General features: G+C 34.3%; 24 protein-coding genes. 11 read left to right on the top strand and 13 right to left on the bottom strand.

Annotated features, from left to right (window positions below):
- Positions 1 to 40 precede the first annotated feature (40 nt).
- The 8 genes from MPR_RS10050 to MPR_RS10015 all read right to left on the bottom strand — a co-directional run bounded on the left by MPR_RS10050 (position 41) and on the right by MPR_RS10015 (position 7,871).
- Positions 41 to 775 (bottom strand): acyl-[acyl-carrier-protein] thioesterase, encoded by a 735-nt coding sequence (locus MPR_RS10050; RefSeq protein WP_041892192.1) that lies wholly within the window; start codon positions 773 to 775, stop codon positions 41 to 43.
- Between the two features lie 79 nt (positions 776 to 854).
- On the bottom strand, positions 855 to 1,775 hold the full coding sequence (gene miaA, locus MPR_RS10045) for a tRNA (adenosine(37)-N6)-dimethylallyltransferase MiaA (RefSeq protein WP_041892189.1): 921 nt from the start codon (positions 1,773 to 1,775) through the stop codon (positions 855 to 857).
- Positions 1,759 to 2,610, bottom strand: coding sequence for an ion transporter (locus MPR_RS10040; protein ID WP_006259977.1), 852 nt, complete (start codon positions 2,608 to 2,610; stop codon positions 1,759 to 1,761). The genes miaA and MPR_RS10040 overlap by 17 nt, the downstream gene beginning before the upstream one ends.
- Positions 2,611 to 2,621: 11 nt before the next feature.
- Positions 2,622 to 3,971: an exonuclease domain-containing protein gene (locus tag MPR_RS10035; protein WP_041892174.1), complete on the bottom strand. Its 1,350-nt coding sequence runs from the start codon at positions 3,969 to 3,971 to the stop codon at positions 2,622 to 2,624.
- A gap of 17 nt (positions 3,972 to 3,988) precedes the next feature.
- Positions 3,989 to 4,660, bottom strand: a complete 672-nt coding sequence (locus tag MPR_RS10030; protein WP_041892173.1) for a YggS family pyridoxal phosphate-dependent enzyme — start codon at positions 4,658 to 4,660, stop codon at positions 3,989 to 3,991.
- Between the two features lie 14 nt (positions 4,661 to 4,674).
- A complete protein-coding gene (locus tag MPR_RS10025) occupies positions 4,675 to 5,892 on the bottom strand; it encodes a DUF1015 domain-containing protein (RefSeq protein ID WP_041892171.1) in 1,218 nt (405 codons plus the stop codon).
- 92 nt (positions 5,893 to 5,984) lie between these two features.
- Entirely contained in the window at positions 5,985 to 6,872 is an 888-nt protein-coding gene (locus MPR_RS10020) for a 3-hydroxyacyl-CoA dehydrogenase family protein (RefSeq protein ID WP_025124813.1), read from the bottom strand.
- Positions 6,873 to 6,902: 30 nt separating this feature from the next.
- On the bottom strand, positions 6,903 to 7,871 hold the full coding sequence (locus MPR_RS10015; protein WP_041892170.1) for a Gfo/Idh/MocA family protein: 969 nt from the start codon (positions 7,869 to 7,871) through the stop codon (positions 6,903 to 6,905).
- Between the two features lie 150 nt (positions 7,872 to 8,021).
- On the opposite strand from MPR_RS10015, the gene MPR_RS10010 reads away from it, so the two are divergent.
- The gene (locus MPR_RS10010; RefSeq protein WP_025124812.1) at positions 8,022 to 8,663 is read left to right on the top strand and encodes a protein-L-isoaspartate(D-aspartate) O-methyltransferase; all 642 of its coding nucleotides are present in this window, start codon (positions 8,022 to 8,024) and stop codon (positions 8,661 to 8,663) included.
- Positions 8,664 to 9,302: 639 nt separating this feature from the next.
- Positions 9,303 to 9,725, top strand: a complete 423-nt coding sequence (locus MPR_RS10005; protein WP_041892167.1) for a hypothetical protein — start codon at positions 9,303 to 9,305, stop codon at positions 9,723 to 9,725.
- Positions 9,726 to 9,944: 219 nt separating this feature from the next.
- Here the strand turns inward: MPR_RS10005 and smpB are convergent, their stop codons facing one another.
- On the bottom strand, positions 9,945 to 10,397 hold the full coding sequence (gene smpB, locus MPR_RS10000; RefSeq protein ID WP_006259985.1) for an SsrA-binding protein SmpB: 453 nt from the start codon (positions 10,395 to 10,397) through the stop codon (positions 9,945 to 9,947).
- 101 nt (positions 10,398 to 10,498) lie between these two features.
- Positions 10,499 to 11,092: a porin family protein gene (locus MPR_RS09995; RefSeq protein ID WP_041895358.1), complete on the bottom strand. Its 594-nt coding sequence runs from the start codon at positions 11,090 to 11,092 to the stop codon at positions 10,499 to 10,501.
- 452 nt (positions 11,093 to 11,544) lie between these two features.
- Between MPR_RS09995 and MPR_RS09990 the strand changes: the two genes are divergently transcribed.
- Entirely contained in the window at positions 11,545 to 12,399 is an 855-nt protein-coding gene (locus MPR_RS09990; RefSeq protein WP_041892165.1) for a GNAT family N-acetyltransferase, read from the top strand.
- A gap of 109 nt (positions 12,400 to 12,508) precedes the next feature.
- Here MPR_RS09990 and MPR_RS09985 read toward each other — a convergent pair whose 3' ends face one another.
- Positions 12,509 to 13,099, bottom strand: coding sequence for a porin family protein (locus MPR_RS09985; protein WP_041892162.1), 591 nt, complete (start codon positions 13,097 to 13,099; stop codon positions 12,509 to 12,511).
- 174 nt (positions 13,100 to 13,273) lie between these two features.
- Entirely contained in the window at positions 13,274 to 13,921 is a 648-nt protein-coding gene (locus MPR_RS09980; RefSeq protein ID WP_041892160.1) for a porin family protein, read from the bottom strand.
- 177 nt (positions 13,922 to 14,098) lie between these two features.
- Here MPR_RS09980 and MPR_RS09975 point away from each other — a divergent pair, with 177 nt between their 5' ends.
- The 8 genes from MPR_RS09975 to MPR_RS09940 all read left to right on the top strand — a co-directional run bounded on the left by MPR_RS09975 (position 14,099) and on the right by MPR_RS09940 (position 19,995).
- On the top strand, positions 14,099 to 15,883 hold the full coding sequence (locus tag MPR_RS09975; RefSeq protein ID WP_041892159.1) for an ABC transporter ATP-binding protein: 1,785 nt from the start codon (positions 14,099 to 14,101) through the stop codon (positions 15,881 to 15,883).
- A gap of 410 nt (positions 15,884 to 16,293) precedes the next feature.
- Positions 16,294 to 16,515, top strand: coding sequence for a DUF2798 domain-containing protein (locus tag MPR_RS09970; RefSeq protein ID WP_006259990.1), 222 nt, complete (start codon positions 16,294 to 16,296; stop codon positions 16,513 to 16,515).
- Between the two features lie 3 nt (positions 16,516 to 16,518).
- On the top strand, positions 16,519 to 17,175 hold the full coding sequence (gene ribB / locus MPR_RS09965; protein WP_006263747.1) for a 3,4-dihydroxy-2-butanone-4-phosphate synthase: 657 nt from the start codon (positions 16,519 to 16,521) through the stop codon (positions 17,173 to 17,175).
- 6 nt (positions 17,176 to 17,181) lie between these two features.
- A complete protein-coding gene (locus MPR_RS09960; protein WP_025126173.1) occupies positions 17,182 to 17,745 on the top strand; it encodes a Crp/Fnr family transcriptional regulator in 564 nt (187 codons plus the stop codon).
- 282 nt (positions 17,746 to 18,027) lie between these two features.
- The gene (locus MPR_RS09955) at positions 18,028 to 18,648 is read left to right on the top strand and encodes a DUF4240 domain-containing protein (RefSeq protein WP_041892156.1); all 621 of its coding nucleotides are present in this window, start codon (positions 18,028 to 18,030) and stop codon (positions 18,646 to 18,648) included.
- Between the two features lie 66 nt (positions 18,649 to 18,714).
- Positions 18,715 to 19,008 carry a type II toxin-antitoxin system HigB family toxin gene (locus MPR_RS09950; RefSeq protein ID WP_041892154.1) on the top strand — a complete coding sequence of 98 codons (294 nt, stop codon included), beginning with the start codon at positions 18,715 to 18,717 and terminating at the stop codon, positions 19,006 to 19,008.
- 6 nt (positions 19,009 to 19,014) lie between these two features.
- Complete coding sequence (locus MPR_RS09945; protein ID WP_041892147.1) at positions 19,015 to 19,380, top strand: helix-turn-helix domain-containing protein; 366 nt, start codon at positions 19,015 to 19,017, stop codon at positions 19,378 to 19,380.
- A 15-nt stretch (positions 19,381 to 19,395) separates the two neighbouring features.
- A complete protein-coding gene (locus MPR_RS09940) occupies positions 19,396 to 19,995 on the top strand; it encodes a hypothetical protein (protein ID WP_041892144.1) in 600 nt (199 codons plus the stop codon).
- Between the two features lie 149 nt (positions 19,996 to 20,144).
- Here the strand turns inward: MPR_RS09940 and MPR_RS09935 are convergent, their stop codons facing one another.
- Positions 20,145 to 20,393, bottom strand: a complete 249-nt coding sequence (locus MPR_RS09935; RefSeq protein WP_041892142.1) for a hypothetical protein — start codon at positions 20,391 to 20,393, stop codon at positions 20,145 to 20,147.
- Between the last annotated feature and the right edge of the window lie 76 nt (positions 20,394 to 20,469).

Genomic DNA, 20,469 nt, shown 5'->3' with positions numbered 1-20,469 from the left:
AGCCTTTGTTATTTATGATAATAAGTCTGTTCCCTTCTAACTATTCTATTACACATTGGAAGTTGAGGTCTCCTTCATTAGATTTAATCACAAAGTGGTTGTTATTAGCAACACATTGTTCTATGGTATACTCTTGATTAAAACGAAGTTCTTTATTAAAGTGCATGTCAACTACAGAAATGTCTTTAGAAGTGTTTTCGGATACTTTTAAGGCATTAATCACCCATTCTAAGTATTTGATATTAGTTACATGATTAACCATGTCTAGATCAGAGTATCTTACCTTATCTGTGATTAAATGCGTTGTCTCAGGTTTCTTCTGAAAAGTAGTGAACTCACTTTGGATACTTTTTTTGTCCTTGTGTTTAGTAAAGTGGTCGTGAGGGATAGCCATCATCTCAGGACGACGTCTTACCGTATTCATAATCACCCACATCGAGCTAGCACTTGCGACAAGCTCTCCGTTACAGTGTACCTCAAAGTTACGCACAGAACGAATACCATCTAATGTCTCTATCCAAGTAGTGATATCAATTCGGTCTTGCCACTTAGGCATTCTGTCTATTTCTACTCTAAATTTATAGACTACCCATGATTGGTTTGCTTCTTGCAGATCCCAAAAGCTTATCCCTCCTAAGACTGCATGATTAGAAGAAGCCATCTGTATCATCTTACATAAATCTACTGTTTTTAACTGAGCATTGATATCGCAGTCAAAGTAATCAACATCGAAGCTCTGTGTAAATATAGATGTAAAGTTGGGTGATATAGGCATGGTTTTTTTGTTTTTTGTGCTGTTGTTTTTTTGTGAAACTGTGAATTTGTGAAATCGTTGTTCCCTGTTTTCAGTTCCCTTAAAACTGTATTTTATCTTCTACAGCTTTTAAGATTTGTTCTGGTGCAGTAAGGTAGTCAAACCACATAACATCAGGAGTACGTTTAAACCAAGTAATCTGACGTTTAGCAAAGCGGCGTGTATTCTTTTTGATTTCCTCGATAGCGAACTCTAATGCGAATTCGTTGTCAAAGTACGCAAATAATTCTCGATAGCCAACGGTTTGTAACGCATTGTTATCGCGATACGGATATAAATCTTGAGCTTCCTTTAGAAGGCCATTATCTAGCATGATATCCACACGTTTATTAATGCGCTCATACATCTTCTCTCTATCAGCTTCTAGACCTATCACGATAGGAGTGAAGTTGCGAGCGTGTTGTTTTATATTTAAGAAACTAGAGTAGGGTTTACCAGTACCGATACAGATCTCTAATGCTCGAGTTACTCGCTGAGGATTGTCTATCGCTACTTTTTCATAGTGAATAGGATCCAATTCCTTTAGCATATTTTGCAAATAAGGAAGGCCTTTTTCTGCTAAGTCTTGATTTAATTGTTTTCTGATACTTGGGTCTACATCTGGGAAATCATCAAGCCCATTTAGGATTGCATTGACAAAGAGTCCTGATCCACCTACCATAACCTGTACAGGATTATCTGTAAAGAGCTCATCTAGTTTAGCCAATGCTTCTCTTTCGAAATCTCCTACAGAGTAAGTATCGTGAATGCTGATATTCTGAATAAAGTGATGTGGAGCAGCAGCTAGTTCTTCCTTAGAAGGTACAGCTGTTCCTATCGCCATTTCCTTATAGAATTGGCGACTATCACATGATATTATATTGGTATTAAAATGTTGTGCAAGTTTGATTCCTAAAGCTGTTTTTCCAATCGCTGTAGGCCCAATGACAACAATAAGATAATTGTTATTTTTCGTAGACATCTCCTAATTTTTGACCGCAATTATAGCAGTAATTTGCATCATCATCATAGATTGTAGTAGTACATGTAGAGCAGTTTCTTCTTCTCTTCGCATCTAATCTGTTGCGTTTAATATTAGAGAACTCTGCTGTCACGATACCTGTAGGAACGGCGATAATACCGTAACCCATAATCATGATAAAAGATGCTATCATTTGACCTAGTGGTGTCTGTGGAGCGATATCTCCATATCCCACAGTAGTAAGCGTTACGATACACCAATAGATACTTCTAGGTATACTCGTAAAGCCACTTTCTTTACTCTCGATCACATACATTAGCGCACCTAATAAGATTGACATCACAAGTACAAAGTATACGAATACAATAATTTTCGTTCTACTAGACTTAAGAGCTAGCTTTAAGTGTGACTGTTGTCCAATGTATGGAACAAGGTTTAAGATACCAAATAAACGTAGTAAACGCAGTGCTCTTACAACAGTAAGCGCTCTAGAACCAGGAATAAAGAACGATAAATACATCGGTAGGATAGAGATAAGATCTACTATTCCATAAAAACTAAAGATGTACTTAAGCGGTTTTTTATTACAAAGAATCCTAAGGATATACTCTATGGTAAAAAACACAGTGATAATCCACTCACAGACTACTAGACCTGTGTGGTGCTTCATATCATAGCTCTCTATCGATTCAAGCATAACTAGAAGTACACTCATCAGAATAACTGCTAGTAGTGCAATATCAAATAATTTACCTGCAAAAGTATTTGAACCATAAATAATGATGTAAATCTTCTGCTGTAGGATATCCCATTTGTTTTTTAATCTGCGTCTCACAAAAACTGTTTTTAGTAGTGAATTAATTTGTAACCGATCTTCTTATTTAGATAATTAAGAATAATATTTCTGTTGTTTCTATTAAACAAAATTGGCGTTAAATTGGCTGCTATTCGTTCTGGGGCGTTGATTTGGTGGTTTAAGTTATAGAAGCAATATCCGTTTAGCTTCCCTTTTTCTAAAGCGACAGCACTCTTCTCATCTACTTTACGGCCTTTGTCTAAGATTAGAACATGGTCTTTATCTATATCATAAGGTTTAAATAGTTCAAGTATATTAGCATTGAACTCTTCTCTTGTCGAGGTAAAGTTGATAAAGAAGTTATCAGCTGTTATTTTAGTTGATTTTTTCTCATATATAAACTCTACATAAGGTAACTCCTGTTGACGTTGGAATATCTTATGTAAGAATTTTCTAGCTTCGTTAGGCGATGTAAACGCCATTAGATTTCTCTTTCTACCATCTGTCTTTTCGATAGATAGATATAAGTACCCCTCTAGATTAGTTTTTAAATAAATAGAGTAGGGGAATACACTTTTCTTACTGACCTTATTGTACTTTGGTTTATTGGTATTGATCTCTTCAGCCTCTTTTAGAAGCGCGATGAGTTCAGTACCTGTTTTTTCGAAAGTGACAGTATAGGTTTCTTGTTGTATTTTTTTGAATATAGGCGAATTACTCGTAAAGTGCTGTAAGACTTTCTTTCTAATATTCTTGCTCTTACCGATGAAGATAATATTACCTTCTTTGTCCAGGATATAATAAATACCTACAGTAGAAGGCAAAGTGTCTACGATATCCAAAAACTTAGGACTAATCCCCGTTTTGATATCCGACTTAATCATAGAGGTTAAGATAGTCTTCTCTTTATCTTTTGATAGAAGTAATTCGAATAGCTTTTCTGTAGCCATAGCATCTCCATTAGCGCGATGTCTATCTGCGATGGGAATACCAAGTGATCGCACTAGTTTACCTAAGCTATAAGAAGGCATATCAGGCAGTAACTTCTGTGATAGTTCTACTGTACACAGTGTATTGCGACTGTATTCATAACCTAGTCGTTTAAACTCGTTGCGCAGTACTCGATAATCAAATTCAGCATTATGAGCTACGATGACGCAGTTGTCCGTTATTTCTATGATGCGCTTAGCTATTTCGTAGAACTTCGGAGCTAGCCGTAGCATAGCATTATTGATTCCCGTAAGTTTCACTACGAAAGGTTGTATTTCCATCTCTGGATTAACTAAACTAATAAACTGATCTACGATCTGATTACCATCAAATCTATATATAGCAATTTCGGTGATTCCTTCTTCATTAAACTGCCCACCAGTTGTTTCTATATCTAAAACTGCGTACAACTTGTCCTTTTAATAAATTAATAATTACGACTACCGAAGATATTACTACCTATTCTAACCATCGTACTTCCACATTCTATCGCTAGTGGATAATCGTTACTCATCCCCATAGAGACAATGTTTAGGTCAAGGTTATCCTTCGTGCCGTATCTCTCTTTACACATTGCAAATATATTACTTAGTTGTGTAAATTCTTTCTTTACTTGCGTTTGATTATCGGTAAAAGTAGCCATACCCATTAGTCCAACTACTTTAATATTCTTAAGTCCAGCAAATTCCTCACTTGAAAGAATTTCTAGTAATTCTGCCTCATCTAAGCCGAACTTTGTATCTTCTTCTGCGATGAACATCTGTAATAAACATTCTATAACGCGATTATTTCGTTTCGCTTGTTTATTTATCTCTTCTAAGAGTCTAAAGCTATCCACTCCGTGAATCAGAGAGACAAAGGGAGCCATATACTTCACTTTATTGCGTTGTACATGTCCGATCATGTGCCACTTAATATCTTTAGGAAGAGCTTCATATTTATCAGTCATTTCCTGAATCTTATTCTCACCGAATACACGTTGTCCTGCCTCATAAGCTTCTACAATATCCTCATTTGGTTTCGTTTTAGAAACAGCAACAAGGGTAACATGAGCAGGTAATGTGTTCTTAACGTGTTTTAAATTCTCTGTAATAGACATAATTTTTATCTTTTTTAAATTTCGTATATAAAGAGACCATTCATAAACTTAGGCTCTATATATGTGCTTTTTGGAGGCATGATAAGGTCGTTATCTGCCACTTGTTTGATCTCACTTACATTTGTAGGATAAAGCATAAATCCTACTTCGTATTCGCCATCATCTACTAGTTCTTTGATCGTAACGATAGACTCATTACCAGGAACATAGTCTATACGAGCATCGTTTCTCAAGTCATCTAATCCTAGTATAGGATGTAGTACTTCATCGTATAGTATTTGCGCATCTAACTGTTGTAAGATGCAGTCTGTTTGTTTGATGTCTTTTAGCGTTAAGGCATAGAAGTCACCGTCTAAGTACATTCCGAATTCCATCTTCTTAGTAGGTTTCCAAAGCTGTTGTTCTTTATTGACAACGTGAAACTTCTCTTTTAGAAGGTTTAAGAATTCTCCTTTGCTATGGTTGTTTAAATCGTGTATAATACGATTAAACTCATAGATTTTAATATTGTTTTCAGCGATTAAATACGTCATCACTGTATTGTTATGAGCAGGAGTTCCGTTAGAATGTTCTGCTTGTAACAGTTCTGCAGAAGCGAAACGGTGATGTCCATCTGCGATATACAGTTCTTTAATATCTGCAAATTGTTCTGTTAACCATTCGATATCGGTATCCTCATCTATCTTCCAGATCGTATGTCTTTCTCTAGTTACAGTACTAAAGTCATATAGGGGTTTCTCATGCTTCTTTGTGATAATCCATTTTTCTATATCCTCCTGATCAGGATACATCATCAGTACAGGTTCAGTATTGAACTTACTGTGATATAAGTATTCCTTAAATAGTCTTACGCGAAACTCTAAGGTGTCTTCATGTTTTTTGATCACATTACTTTGGTAGTCATCTATAGAAGTTCCTGCCACTATCCCTGTAAAACTCCAACTTTTTGTGCTGATCTGATACAGATAATAAATCGGTTTATCTTCTGTAATCAGAATACCTTCTTTCTTAAAGTCGTTTAACTTCGCTGCGACCATCTTATAACGTTTATCATACGTTACTTTTGAGGGGTTTACATAAGCAGGATTTAATACGTGCAAAAAAGAGAAGGGGTTGTAGTCTAAAAGATAAGCAATCTCAACAGCATTGTAGTCTTCGAATGATCTACAGCTTACTAAGCTTACTTTATCTCGGGTAGGGCGCAAGCCTTTAAAAGGAATTATTTTAGCCATTATAAGTATGGTTTCAAAAATATCAAAGACAACCAAAGTTTAGTTTGGTTGTCTTTTATTAGTATTTACTAGTTTACAATAACACTGGAGGGTTAAGCGAACATTTTCGCTACTTTCTCAGCTTTTTTGCTTTCGCTATAGTCGTAGAATCCTTCTCCAGATTTAACTCCTAATTTACCAGCCATTACCATATTTACTAATAGTGGACATGGAGCATATTTAGGGTTTTTAAATCCGTCATACATTACGTTAAGGATAGAAAGACATACATCTAATCCGATAAAGTCAGCTAGTTGTAATGGTCCCATAGGATGAGCCATACCTAACTTCATCACAGTATCGATTTCTTCTACACCAGCTACACCGTTGTATAATGTTTCGATAGCTTCATTGATCATTGGCATTAAGATACGGTTCGCTACGAATCCAGGGTAGTCATTTACCTCTGTAGGAACTTTATCTAATGTTTTAGACATATCCATGATTGCTTTAGTCACTTCATCACTTGTGTTGTATCCTCTGATGATTTCTACTAACTTCATGATAGGCACAGGGTTCATAAAGTGCATACCGATTACGCGCTCAGGGTTTTTCACCACAGAAGCGATTTTAGTAATTGAGATAGAAGAAGTATTCGATGCTAAGATTACATTCTCATCACATACTTCACTCAGTTGTCTAAAGATATTTAGTTTTAACTCTACATTCTCAGTAGCAGCTTCTACCACTAGGTCAGCATTAGCTACACCATCTTTAATGTCAGTGTAAGTAATGATGTTTTCGATAGTTGCTTTTTTATCCGCTTCAGTGATGCTACCTTTCGCGATCATACGATCTAAATTCTTAATGATCGTAGTCATTCCTCTTTCGATAGCAGCTTCTGATATATCAATTAAAAGAACTGTAAAACCTTTTTGAGCAAATGTATGTGCAATACCATTTCCCATTGTTCCAGCTCCGATAACAGCAATTTTTTTCATAATGGTTAATTTATATTTTTTGATGTTAATTTATTTTTTCTCCATTGCCTCGATGATTTGGTAAGCTAAGCGCAGTGCTTTAGTACCATCATCTAATGTCACGATAGGTGTAGTTTTATTCACTATCGCGTCATGGAATGTCTCTAACTCGTCTAAGATAGCATTATTCGCTAATACTTCAGGATTGTCGTAATAAATTTGTTTTTTAACCCCTTCAGCATTTTGAAGGATTAGGTCAAAGTCACCTGGTACTTCAGGAGCTTCTTTCATCTTTACTACTTCACATGTCTTTTCTAAGTAATCCACAGAGATATAAGCATCGCGTTGGAAGAAGCGCGATTTACGCATATTCTTCATTGAGATACGGCTAGCAGTGATATTAGCTACACATCCGTTTTCAAATTCTACACGAGCGTTAGAAATATCTGGAGATTCGCTTAGTACAGCTACGCCACTAGCACTTACATGCTTCACAGGAGATTTAACCACACTTAAGATAGCATCTAGATCGTGGATCATCAAGTCTAATACTACAGGTACATCAGTTCCTCTAGGATTAAACTCAGCTAGACGGTGAGTCTCGATGAACATAGGTTTTTCTATCTTTGGACGTACTGCGATAAACGCTGGGTTAAAACGCTCTACGTGACCTACCTGTCCTAGTACATTATACTTAGCAGCTAATGCGATAATGGCTTCAGCTTCTTCAATAGTCGTCGTAATCGGTTTTTCTAAGAATACATGCTTACCAGCTTCAATAGCTTGTTTAGCACAGTCAAAGTGAGAAAGGGTAGGAGTAACGATATCTACTACATCTACTGCCTGAATTAATTCCTCTATAGTGTCAAATTTTCTATAGCCAAATTCTGCTGCTACTTTTTCAGCATTCTCTTTAAAAGGATCGTAAAATCCTACTAGTTCATATTTTTCAGATTGGTTAAGTAAGCGTAGGTGAATTTTACCTAGGTGGCCTGCTCCCAATACTCCAACTTTAAGCATAAAACTATATTTTGAAAACAAAAATATAATTTATTTATCTAAACTTTCAATAAACCTGCTTAAAGTTTTGTTCAATTATATTCTCAGGGCTTATACGGATTGCTTTTGTTAGAAAATATTAGTTATTTTGTGGGAAATAATAATTTAATAGTGAAAGATTCTGCAAAACATCAAGGTCTTAGAAACCAGTTGGTTGAAGTACTTAAGCAAAAAGGGATTGTTGATACCAATGTTTTAGATGCTATCAAGAGGGTACCACGTCATTTATTCTTAGATTCAAGTTTCGAGGATTTTGCATACCAAGATAAGGCTTTTCCTATCGGAGCAGGCCAGACTATTTCGCAACCTTATACTGTAGCTTTTCAATCTCAGCTACTTCAAGTCAAAAAAGAAGATAAAATCTTAGAAATCGGTACGGGTAGTGGGTATCAGACTGCTGTACTAGTCGCTATGGGAGCTAGAGTGTACAGTATCGAGAGACAAAACGAATTGTATAAAAAGACTTCAGCTTTATTGCCAAAGTTAGGAATCAGACCTAAGCTTACTACTTTTGGTGATGGGTATAAGGGATTACCTAATTATGCTCCTTTTGATTCTATTATTGTTACAGCAGGTGCTCCTTTTATCCCGCAAGCTTTATTAGGACAAATAAAAGTAGGAGGTAGACTGATCATCCCTATTGGTGAGGAAAAGCAAATCATGACAGAGTTGATCCGTATCAACGAAAAACAGTTTGAAAAATACGAACATGGAGACTTTAAGTTCGTACCCATGCTGGAGAATAAGAATTAGGAATTTAGAATTAGGAGTTAGGAATCTTTTGCCTACGGCATTCGGTATATATATATCACACCTATCGGCACACAATCGTAGGGTTGTATCACATAAAACCGTTACTTAGTAGAGATACAATATTTTGTGTGTCACATAATCTATGTCTACAACTATATTACTTTTAATAATCTCAATTAGAGATTATTTTATGTTGATTTTAATTGTGAAATAATGTTAATTAGGATTATTTACTTATAGTTAAATTTTTAACATTTACAGCGTTTTTTACAGTGCTAAATAATATTCAAACTCAGTGTTTTCCAATGTTTACAACGTTTTTTGTTAGCCTTGTTCGGGGATTGTTCGGAGCTTCTTCGGAAAAATGGCGCTTTTTCCGAACAGGTTCCGAATAAAACTAGTCTAATGCCGTATGAATAGTGGGTTTAGATGAAAAATAATGCGTTAAAAAGAGTGTTAAAATTTGAAATGAAGATTTTACAGATTGACTTTTTTACTGTAATGATGTTGAAGAAAATAACATTACATATTGGTTCAATTTGTGTGTTTTAAGGAGTAACACCTAAAACCTATATGTTTGATATATGCAAATATACAGAAAAAAACCTTTAATTTGTTAGAGGTTTTTACAATATAAAGATGAACGCATTACTTAATAAGATTACCTTGTCATTCTTTGTAGGCATAGCTACTTTGTTATGCATAAACATTGCATTTGGAAGAAGTGATAGGACTGACTTAAAAGTAGAAAAAATACAGACAAGCAAAAAGAAGAAGATCTTTTTAAGTAAAGAACTCGATTCTATAGAAAAAGGAAGTAATATCATCAGATACTCTACTGAGAGATTTTCCTCAAGATATATTATGAAAGGAAAAAGAATGGTTCTACAACAGTATTTCTATGACAATCATTATGATAAGGATACTGTTAGTTATTCCAAAATTAAAGAAATTACATGGGTGAAGTCAAAAGACTCTTTACAAACAGATTGGTATCTACAGAAGGGGCGTAAATGGGAACTTATAGGTCAATATCCTTTTAAGAAAGGAATTGATTATTAGGTTTGCTCGAAAGTCAAGAGATTTTGTAAATGAAGGTGTTTTTTGTGAGGATATATTCTCGCAACGCATATACGCAATATACTAAAGTAGAGATGCAATATTTTGCATGTCACCCAAACCTTATCAAGTAATCAAAAGTCAAGAGACTTTGTGGAGGATAAAAAGTAGAATGTAAACAAAAAAAGCATCCGATAAAGGATGCTTTTATAAGAGTATATCTTAATACGATTTTTTAAGTCTATCTAGGTCGCGTTTATTATCGCGATCTTTAATTGTTTCTCTCTTGTCATAGTTCTTTTTACCACGAGCTAGAGCGATATCAAGTTTGGCTCTACCTTTATCGTTTAAGAATAGTCTAAGTGGGATGATAGTCAGACCTTTATTCTGAACATCTTTTAGTAGAGATTTTAATTCTTTTTTGTTTAAAAGAAGTTTTCTCTCTGTTTTTGCTTTGTGATTAAAGTGCTTACTATATGCGTATTCTTCTATCTGACTATTGATAACGAATAATTCGTGTCCTTGAAACTCACAAAAGCTTTCAGCGATATTTGCTTTACCTAAACGTATAGACTTAATTTCAGTTCCAGTTAATACAATACCAGCAGTATACTTATCTAGTATTTCGTATTCGAACTTAGCCCTTTTGTTTAAAATGTTTATTGTCTTTTGCATGGGACAAAAATAACAAATTTTTAAAGTGTTTCTAATTTTATGATATAAAAAAAGAGTTACCGCTAGCGGTAACTCTTAAATAGTATGCTTTTATAGACCTACTATAGGAAGAAGTATCCTAATGATACCATCCAAGTATTAGGTTTTGCTCCGATTTCTTTGTTTGTTTTGCTGAAGCTTCCATCATAAGAAACGTCAAGAGTGAATGTCAATACATCAACACCAACACCTAAACGGTATCCGATATTGTTCTTGTCAAAGTTTTTGAATTGTACTGCATCGTTGATTTTACTTCCAGATAATTTGTCATCGATAGTATTTGTATACACACCACCTGCAAATCCTCTAAGGCTTACCATTGGTAATTTTAAGAATTTGTGTCCGATAACTACAGGGATCTCAAGTTGTTTAGAAGTACTAGTAGTACTTTCTCCTAAGTTGTTTTCGAATTTAGACTTTTTCTCAGCATATAATAATTCTGCTTGGATATATGTTTTTTTGATATCGATTCTAGTCATTGCTCCAACACCAAATCCTGTAGATGCTTTACTACTGTAATCTTTTAAGTCAGTAGAGATATTTGTGAAGTTAGCACCAGCTTTAATACCAAAGTGAATTGGAGAAGGTGTTTGTGCAAATGCAGTTGCCCCAACTAACATAAGAGCACAAGTAAGTGATTGCATGATTTTTTTCATTGTCATTTTTTTTATATTGAAAGACAAAATTAAATAAAAAGTTAATTATTTGAAATGTTTTGTTTGTGGATATTGACAGATTTACATAATATATACATAAAGGGCAGTATTTTTATGATAAACGGTTGAGTTGTTTTTGTATAGAAATCAAATTTTCAGTTTATAGCTAATATTATGAGATTGTATTTGCAGTGTTATTTTTAATTGATGTATTGATATACAGTTTTTTAAAGATTTTGTTTTATCTAAGTGCTTGAATGAAGGGAGTATTTCATAAGTGTCACCTAAGGGAATTTCTTATATAATAAATATCACCTTATTTAGCCTATAAGGGATTGGTTCAGAGGTTTCGCATTGGATTAATAGAGGTTTTTATAGTAAATAAACTAGAATAAACGGAATTTTAAAGTCATAAATATTATATTTGACTATCTTGTAACAATTACTATAAAATGACTATTTCATACCAAAATGCTACAGTAGCAGATTGTGAATTACTAACAGAGACGGCATTAGCTTCCAAGAGATATTGGGGATACAGAGAGGAATATATGTCGATGTGGACAGATGATCTAACAATCACAGATATTAATTTTAGAAAAGGAGAACTTATCAAATGTTTTTATGCAGATGAATATATTGGCTTTTTTGAATTAGAAGATAAAGGCCCTTACCTATGTATAGACCACTTTTGGGTATTGCCTGCACATATTAATAAAGGATTTGGACGAGTGATCATGTCTCATATCAAAGCGATCGCTAAGTCTAGAGGATATAAGTATATAGAGGTGTATGCAGAGCCTAATGCAAATCTCTTTTATGAGAAAATGGGAGGTGTATGTGTACGCCAGGTGTTAACTAGTGTTCCTGGACGTATGATGAAGGTGTATCACCTACCTGTCATAGAAGAAGATTGGATAGATCTAGAGACAGCTGGGCTTGTCGTAGTAGAAGAAGGTAAACTACTACTAGCTTATAGCAATAATAAGAAGGCTTGGTATCTACCTGGAGGAAAGATCGATGAAGGAGAGGGGAGTAGAACTGCTCTTATTCGAGAGATAGAAGAGGAGTTGAACCTAGTACTAGATGTAGATAGGCTGACTTTCTTACATCATATCACTGCTCCTGCCTATGGGGAGAAGCTGAATATCATGATGCAACAAGACTGTTATAGTTATAGCCTAAATGGAGAAACTATAGAAGCTACTAATGAAATAGGAGCCGTGAAGTACTTCAGCTTAGAAGAATATAAGAAAGAAGAAATACAGGTACCAGGGGTACTGATGGTATTCAATATTCTATCATAAGATAACTAAGACCTAAACATTGTTTAGGTCTTTTTTTGTGGTATTTATAAAAAAAACAAGAGGCTCTTATTATCCAATAAGAGCCTCCATAGTTATTTAGGTATCTAGATTAGAATTTATATCCTATAGATAATTGAAGTACCCCATTTCTTGAAGAATCTCCATATTTGTTAACTTTACTAAGACCTACATTATATCTAGTATCAAAGAATATTCCGTTAGATAATTCGTATCCAGCACCAAGTCCTAATCCAAACTCAAAAGACTTAACATTCTCTTTAATATCTTCCATATGGTTTTTTGCAGTTACATTGAATGCAAATTGAGGGCCTGCCTGTACATTAAGTCCCTTTACGATATAGTATTTGGCAATTACAGGTATTGTAATATAATCTAGTTTTAATGTTTCTGTTTTAGTTTTAGAAGAGTAATAGTAATTACTTATTATAGTTTCAGTATAATCATATCTAGCTCCTTGTGCTGAATATAGTAATTCTGGTTGAATAGAAAATTTTTCATTGATAAAAATTTCAGCAACGGCTCCAATGTGAAAAGCTGGACGTGATGAAGAGTCTTCGAAGTTACTAATATTAGAGATGTTAAAACCTCCTTTTATTCCGATTTTTACATCTGGAGTTTGTGCATTTGCAGAAAAACCTATTGCTAGGGCTGCAATTAATGATAAAGTAATTTTTTTCATATATTATAATATTTAAAATGTTGATAATTATACTCGCACTACGTTTATCATAGTAATCGTAGCATGTTGTACTGATCTTGAAAGGAAGATCAAGAGGCAGTATTAAGGTTTGTAAACAAATAAGAGGCTTTTATTAGATGATAAGAACCTCCATCGTTATATTAGGTATCTGTATTAGAATTTATATCCTACAGATAATTGGAATACTCCGTTTCTAGCAGCATCACTACCTTCTTTGTTTACTTTAGAAATACCTATATTGTAACGAGCATCAAAAAATACACCTACAGGTAATTCATATCCAGCTCCAAAGTTTACACCAAAGTCAAAAGATTTAAATTGGTCTTTTATAGATTCATTATTAGAACTACTAGGTACATCAATTTTTACTCCGTCAACTCTCATTTTATTTATATGTGCTTTAGCAGAAGTTAAAAATCCGAATTGTGGACCTACTTGTACGTTTAGACCTTCCCATAGGTAGTATTTAGCCATAATAGGTACATTGATATAATTAACTCTCATCTCAGTATCCATTTCTAGGCGTGCTACATTAAGACCTACGTAAGTCATTTCATCTATATCAACGCTTGTTCCTTGAGCAGAATAAAGTAACTCCGGTTGGATAGAGAATCTCTCATTAACGAAGATTTCAGCTACTGCACCAATGTGAAAACTAGTAAGAGACGATGTATTATCTATATTTGTTAAGTTTGAAATATTTAATCCTCCTTTAGCTCCGATTTTTACATCTGGAGTTTGTGCATTTGCAGAAAAACCTATTGCTAGGGCTGCAACTAATGATAAAGTAATTTTTCTCATATCTTTAATGTATTGTTAAATTTAACGTAAATCTAGTGCGAATTTCTCATAAAAACAAGGGCTGTAAAGTGTTTATGTGACAAAATGAGAATGGGTAATTATATAATAGATTGAAAACGAGCGAATTTATTGACATAAATCAAAGCTTTTTATTTAGAACAATTCTATCTTTGCAGTATGAATTTGATAAAAATACTTAAACAGATAAAGCCTTTTGTAATGCCTTATAAGAGGTTAATCATAGGGACATTGATATTGACAGCCGTTGGGTCCTTCGCAGTGCAGGTAAATGCACTTATTATTCGCTCTATGGTAGATACGTTAAATGATGTAGTAAGTGGAGTGAAGGATTTAACTTGGGGGTATAAGATGCTTGTTTTTAGTACTGTTGTTCTTATTGTAAAAGAGATTTTAAATGCCTTTATACAGTTTGGTCAGAAGTTTTTTGGGGAGAAACTGCGTATTTATGTTTCTAGAGATATTTCACAGTTAGTGGTTACGAAGATATTGACCTATCGAATGGCTTTCTATACCTCTGATGAGAATGATAGTGGTAAGCTACAGACTCGTATAGATCAGGGAGTAGGGAGTATTACTAGATTGATTCAGAACTTTTTTATCGATATCTTGCCTTTGTTTGCTAATGCTATAGTAGCGTTGATATTTATATATACAGCTAATGTGTATGTGGGTATAGTTAGTACAGCGATGATTCCTTTATACTTCTATGTGAGTCAGCTTCAGGCTAGCAAATTAAAAGGTTTTAGAAGAAAAATGCGTAGCTATAGAGAGAATAAAAACAATGGTATTATCTCTCTGATTAATTCTATTACTGTCATTAAGTCTTTTGTGAGAGAACCTTTAGAAGCGGAGAAGCATGAAGAGATTCAATACGATATGACAGAGAATCAGTTACAGACGAGACGAATGAGTTTTGTCTTTGATGCTGTAAAAGGGTTTATTGAGCAGTTCGGACTTGTGGTGATTATTCTGATGACAGCTTACTTTGTTCTAAAAGGAGAGATGACTGTAGGAGCTATTATGTTTCACGTTCTATTATTTAATAACGTTACAGCTCCTATTAGACAGCTTCACCGTATCTATGATGATGTGAACGATGCGATGATTTACTCAGAGACTTTCTTTGAGATTATTAATGCAGATCATGAAGTAGAAACAACAGGTACTTATGTTCCTACCGAAATTAAAGGAAAGATAGAGATTAAGGATGTTTCTTTTGATTATCCTAATGGGACAAGCGCTTTAAAAGAAGTGTCTATGACGATAGAACCTAATCAGACGACTGCTCTTGTAGGGCTGAGTGGAGCAGGTAAGAGTACAGTGATTAATTTATTAGATAAGTTCTATGCGCCTACTTCTGGACAAATATTGTTAGATGGTGTAGATCTAAGAGAATACGATACTAAAGAACTTCGTAAGCACATAGGGCTTGTACTACAGAAGAATCACATATTCCAAGGTAGTATAGCAGAGAATATACGTTATGGGAATCCTCATGCTACGATAGAAGAAGTAGAATTAGCAGCGCAGAAGGCGTATATTCACGAGCAGATCATCGATCTTCCTCAAGGGTATGAATCTGATGCACGTCTGCTATCAGGGGGCCAACAACAGCGTATCGCTATAGCGAGGTTGTTCTTAAAAGATCCTGCTATTATTTTCTTAGATGAGCCTACAGCTAGCTTAGATGCTATCGCTACTGAGCAGATCAAGAAAAGTTTAGACGCGATTAAGGAGAATAGAACAGTGATTATCGTATCGCATAGTATTTCTCAGATTATAGATGCTCACGATATCGTAGTGATGGAAAAAGGAAGAGTAGTGGAGAATGGTAAGCATGAGGAGCTGTATGAGAATAAGAATACCTATTATGAGATCTTCTCTGCTATGGCAAATAGCTTGAACCTAGAGAAAATATCACAAACACTACATCAAGATTAAAAATAGACATTTATAAATTAGGTTGTGTAATAGAGCCACTGCATTTGCGGTGGCTTTATTTATTATAAAGCGTTTTTATTGACTTATGTCAATGTTTTTGGATTGAGCAGGGATGATATTTGCAATACCAAAAGATCAAAAATTATTAGTGTCTCTCAAGAGATAAAGTCGGAAAAGCTAATAATTATAGTTCAAAAAAGATACCGCCAACCTGATATAAGATTATACATATTATGTGATTTAGACTCTCACAAGTATAGGTTGTGTAATAAAGCCACTGCTTAGGCGGTGGCTTTATTTTTTTGAGTGTGTACTAAGGTTTTTTGAGTGTGTTTATTTTTTGACTTACGTCAATGTTTTTCGGGGTTAGGAAGAAGAACTTTGTCTCATCAATAAATAAAAATAAAAAAATGAAAACAAAGTATTATAAGTATGTAAATACGCTATTTGTGGTTATTCCGATGACCCTTATAATGGCCTTTGTAGGGTTGATTAGAAATTATGGTTTTGGAGATGGATGGTTCTTTATGTTTTTAAAAGCATGGAGTGTAATGTTACCAGTGGCCTATGCTTCTGCCTTTCTAATTATTCCTCGAGCGCGTAAATATGCAGAGAGACTAATAAAAGAATAAAATATGAATACATTAGAAAATGCCCTTAACCAATTTGGTTGGGATAGTCAAGAAAGAGTTAATCAAGCGTTGAGTTTTTTAAAGAGCGGTAAAGGTGTTCTTTTATTAGATGATCAAGATAGAGAAAATGAAGGAGATATCATCTTCTCAGCACATTTAATGTCAGAACAGGATATGGCGATGATGATTCGCTATTGTAGTGGAGTAGTGTGTTTATGTCTAACGAATGATAAAGCAGACGAACTAGAGCTTCCTTATATGGTGACAGAAAATAGTTCTAGATTCCAAACACCTTTCACAGTAACCATAGAAGCTGCAGAAGGGGTAACCACAGGATTATCTGCCGCAGACCGATTAACTACGGTAAGAGCAGCAAGTGATAAGAATGCTAAACCAGCTGATCTAGCACGTCCAGGACATATATTTCCATTAAGAGCAAAAAATGGAGGTGTATTAGAGCGCAATGGACATACAGAAGGAGCGATTGACTTAATGAAGTTAGCCGGTCTACCTCCTCAAGCTGTATTATGTGAATTAATGAATGACGATGGTACAATGGCTAGATTGCCAGAGGTAGTAGAGTTTGCAAAAGAACATAAAATGATGGTGTTAAGTATAGCAGACTTAGTATATTACCGTACTTTTGTTACAGAAAAATAATGAGTAATGAAGCAACTAATAGATTATATACAAGATAGAGTTGAATTAAATGATCAGGAGCTAGATGTGATACTTTCTTTTTTTCACTATGAGAAACTAAAAAAGGGAGAACAGCTTACATCAGCAGGGGCGAGTGCGCAGAAGCTTTATTTTGTGTGTAAAGGGTGTTTGCGTATATTTTATATCAATGAGGCAGGGCAAGATGCTACGAGATTCTTTGCTTTTGAAAATCAGTTTGCTACAGCCTTAGTGAGTTTTATCAATAGTTCTACGTCATCCGAATATTTACAAGCACTAGAGATAAGCGAAGTATATTCTATTACGCACGCTGATTTTTACAATTTATTAGAGTTAGTCCCAAAGTGGGAGAAGTTCTACAGGCAGTATTTAGAATTCGCTTATATCAATAATACCAATAGATTACACGCTATGGTCACCATGGATGCGGCAGAGCGATATAATGAACTACTCAAGTTAAATCCCCTTATCGTACAACGACTACCCAATAAGATAGTTGCTTCTTACTTAAATATATCTCAAGAAACGCTGAGTAGAATAAAATCTAAATAAGTCGGATTATTTATTTAACCCAAAATAGGTGATAGACATATAAACGACAAGTAAGTATATAAAATAGGTCTGAATTTGCGATACAAGCATACTGTAGTATGGTTTTAGAGTTAATGAAAGAGCTATAAAGTAGAATTACTTTGTATTATGTGGCTAACGAATATTTTGGCTTTAACCCTCTTGACAGTGTGTGCTGTTGAGAGGGTTTTTTATTTCATTGATTTAAACAATATAAGATGAATAAGCTGTATCTTAGTAAGACTGACATAAGCATATAAAGCAATGAATATAGATTTAAACGAACAGTTCTTTTGGGAATTAATAGAACAGTCTAATACTAGTGATAGTTGGCAGACTTATGATATAGATGAACATATCGATGAACTAACTGCTCTCTTAACAGAGTTGTCTTCAGAAGAGATGATTCTCTTTGAAATGACATTGAGAAAAAAAATCAATGAACTAGATAAGGTAGAGATAGGAGAGTTAGGTATTATTTTAGAAAACAGTTTTCAAGAAGAGGATGGGATTTATAACTTTGATGATCATATCTCTACAGACGGATTTATCTACTTTAGGTGTTGGCTTATTTTACGAGGAAAAGAGTTTTTCTACGATATCATAAAGGATATTAATGCCTTTATTAGCGGCAAGTATTCTTTTGATATAGGAGATACATGGGGCGAAGGCTTATTGTATGTGAGTGATTTAGCCTATGATGCCAAGTATGGGACAGAGGATTCTAGTTTTGTAACAGATGCTGTAAATGAATTGTATCAGGATATAGAACATTATGATGTTATCGACACACAATGGACTCGACCACCTTATACAGGTACAGCCTTACAAGCACACTATCCTGCATTAGTGAAAGAAATAGGAGAGCTGAGGAGAGAGGAGTGATGATTGTTTTGTATTCTGTAATTATATTTTGTTTTTTGTTATATATTTGTTGTAATTATAAGCTAGATGAGAATAGTAACCTTTTCGGCAATTAAGTCTTTTATAGAGAACCATCCTATGTTGGATATTGCACTTAGAGATTGGTATTATAGGGTTAGTCAATGTGATTGGGAAAGTTTAGGAGATCTTAAGCAGACTTTTAGTACTGTTGATTATGTTGGAAATAATCGTTATGTTTTTAATATAAAAGGGAACCATTATAGACTTGTAGCAATAATTATTTTTGCATCTAAGAAAGTGTACATTAGATTTATTGGTACACATGCTGAGTATGATAAGATTGATTGTAAAAATATATAATTAATTATGAGAACAATTCAGAATAAACTTGAATATAACGCACTGTGTGAGCGAATAGAGGAATTACTTAAAGTAGTAGGTAATGATACCCCTACAGATAGTAAAGACTTTATAGAGTTGGATTTTATTTCTGACTTAGTTGCTAATTACGAGGAATTAAATGAACCCGTTTTACCTCCTACTTTAATTGAGAGTATGAAGTTAAGAATGTATGAAAGAGATTTAAATCAAAAGTCTCTGTCAGAATTATTAGGTGTTAGTACTTCTAGAGTTAGTGAATATCTTACAGGGAAGGGAGAACCTCCTTTAAAAGTCGCTAGAGAAATCAGTAGAAAATTAGATATTGACCCAGCTATTGTCTTAGGGGTTTAAAGTCTTTTATTAATAATGAGTTACACAAAATTAACTAAAGAGATAGAGAAGCATTATAAACAACTTGGTCTCCAGTTTCATTATAATGCCTTAGAGATTACGCTAGAAGAAGAGCATAAAAGATTAACGAGGTATAATGAGGTGCGTGATACTATAATCGCGCAGTGGAAAGAGGCTAAGCGATATAAGGAGCTTATCTCTTGTGCCCATGGAGGCTGGTATAGCTATGAGGAGTTTAATGAACCTCTAGCTTTATATTTTGTACAGCAAGAAGAGTTTTTAGCGCTTAAGGTATTATGTGAGCGGGGTATTCGCTTTAGAGTAGAGGATATATTAAGTACACTAGTAAGAGCAGAAGAAGACTTTCCTAATATCACGAAGGAGGAAATGGTCAAGTTTAATCTAGAGCTATATTTAAAGAGCCAGGTATATCATCCTGTAGGAGAAGTGGTAAAGTACAGAGGTAAAGCGTTAACCCTAATTGATCACTTGATTCAATATATAGAACAAACGAGTGAATCAGAGTATTTAAGACAATTAAATATACTTAGAGAGAAAGTATATTCATTAGAAGTGAAGAAATCAGATTTAAAATATTTTAAGCATAGGTTGTAAGTAATCTATGCTTTTTTTATTCATTCTTTAACCCAGAATACGCGATAGACCTATTAACGAGAGTAAATTATACAAAACAGCTCTGAATTTATGAAAAAAGCATACTATAGTATGGTTTTAGAAGAAATGAAAGAGATGTAAAGTAGAATTTATTCGTAGTATTGGGCGAATGCGGAATCTGGGTTTAACTGAGCTAACATTTCGAAGGCATCTACGAATTCTGTTGAGTTCTCTATTCGATCAAGTACAATGCTTTGTTGCCATTGAGGGATGTTAGATGATTCTTCTTCTGTTAGATAATCAATAAACAAGTCAACTTCTCTAAGTAAGTTCTCAGGTAAATTCTCAAGTTTATAGCTAACTCTCTTTAACCTTTCTGATTTGTTATTATTGTCCATTTTGTCAGTTTATAGTTGGTTAACTTGTTGTTAATTAGTATCGTATTGCAAAATTACACTTTTTTTTGTTATCGTT

The sequence above is a fragment of the Myroides profundi genome (assembly GCF_000833025.1).
GTDB classification, from domain to species: Bacteria; Bacteroidota; Bacteroidia; order Flavobacteriales; family Flavobacteriaceae; genus Flavobacterium; species Flavobacterium profundi_A.
Note: the sequence above shows the minus strand (reverse complement) of the source record. Positions and strands in the feature narration are given on the sequence as shown.

Bases quoted from the DNA above. Each gene is read 5' to 3' on its own strand.
- MPR_RS09970 (WP_006259990.1), top strand. From the start codon at position 16,294: ATGAAAACAAAGTATTATAAGTATGTAAATACGCTATTTGTGGTTATT.
- MPR_RS10005 (WP_041892167.1), top strand. From the start codon at position 9,303: ATGAACGCATTACTTAATAAGATTACCTTGTCATTCTTTGTAGGCATA.
- MPR_RS09950 (WP_041892154.1), top strand. From the start codon at position 18,715: ATGAGAATAGTAACCTTTTCGGCAATTAAGTCTTTTATAGAGAACCAT.
- MPR_RS09975 (WP_041892159.1), top strand. From the start codon at position 14,099: ATGAATTTGATAAAAATACTTAAACAGATAAAGCCTTTTGTAATGCCT.
- MPR_RS09955 (WP_041892156.1), top strand. From the start codon at position 18,028: ATGAATATAGATTTAAACGAACAGTTCTTTTGGGAATTAATAGAACAG.
- MPR_RS09960 (WP_025126173.1), top strand. From the start codon at position 17,182: ATGAAGCAACTAATAGATTATATACAAGATAGAGTTGAATTAAATGAT.
- MPR_RS09945 (WP_041892147.1), top strand. From the start codon at position 19,015: ATGAGAACAATTCAGAATAAACTTGAATATAACGCACTGTGTGAGCGA.
- MPR_RS10050 (WP_041892192.1), bottom strand. From the start codon at position 775: ATGCCTATATCACCCAACTTTACATCTATATTTACACAGAGCTTCGAT.
- MPR_RS10015 (WP_041892170.1), bottom strand. From the start codon at position 7,871: ATGCTTAAAGTTGGAGTATTGGGAGCAGGCCACCTAGGTAAAATTCAC.
- smpB (WP_006259985.1), bottom strand. From the start codon at position 10,397: ATGCAAAAGACAATAAACATTTTAAACAAAAGGGCTAAGTTCGAATAC.
- MPR_RS09940 (WP_041892144.1), top strand. From the start codon at position 19,396: ATGAGTTACACAAAATTAACTAAAGAGATAGAGAAGCATTATAAACAA.
- MPR_RS10030 (WP_041892173.1), bottom strand. From the start codon at position 4,660: ATGTCTATTACAGAGAATTTAAAACACGTTAAGAACACATTACCTGCT.
- MPR_RS09935 (WP_041892142.1), bottom strand. From the start codon at position 20,393: ATGGACAATAATAACAAATCAGAAAGGTTAAAGAGAGTTAGCTATAAA.
- MPR_RS10020 (WP_025124813.1), bottom strand. From the start codon at position 6,872: ATGAAAAAAATTGCTGTTATCGGAGCTGGAACAATGGGAAATGGTATT.
- ribB (WP_006263747.1), top strand. From the start codon at position 16,519: ATGAATACATTAGAAAATGCCCTTAACCAATTTGGTTGGGATAGTCAA.
- MPR_RS10025 (WP_041892171.1), bottom strand. From the start codon at position 5,892: ATGGCTAAAATAATTCCTTTTAAAGGCTTGCGCCCTACCCGAGATAAA.
- MPR_RS09985 (WP_041892162.1), bottom strand. From the start codon at position 13,099: ATGAAAAAAATTACTTTATCATTAATTGCAGCCCTAGCAATAGGTTTT.
- miaA (WP_041892189.1), bottom strand. From the start codon at position 1,775: ATGTCTACGAAAAATAACAATTATCTTATTGTTGTCATTGGGCCTACA.
- MPR_RS09990 (WP_041892165.1), top strand. From the start codon at position 11,545: ATGACTATTTCATACCAAAATGCTACAGTAGCAGATTGTGAATTACTA.
- MPR_RS09980 (WP_041892160.1), bottom strand. From the start codon at position 13,921: ATGAGAAAAATTACTTTATCATTAGTTGCAGCCCTAGCAATAGGTTTT.
- MPR_RS09995 (WP_041895358.1), bottom strand. From the start codon at position 11,092: ATGAAAAAAATCATGCAATCACTTACTTGTGCTCTTATGTTAGTTGGG.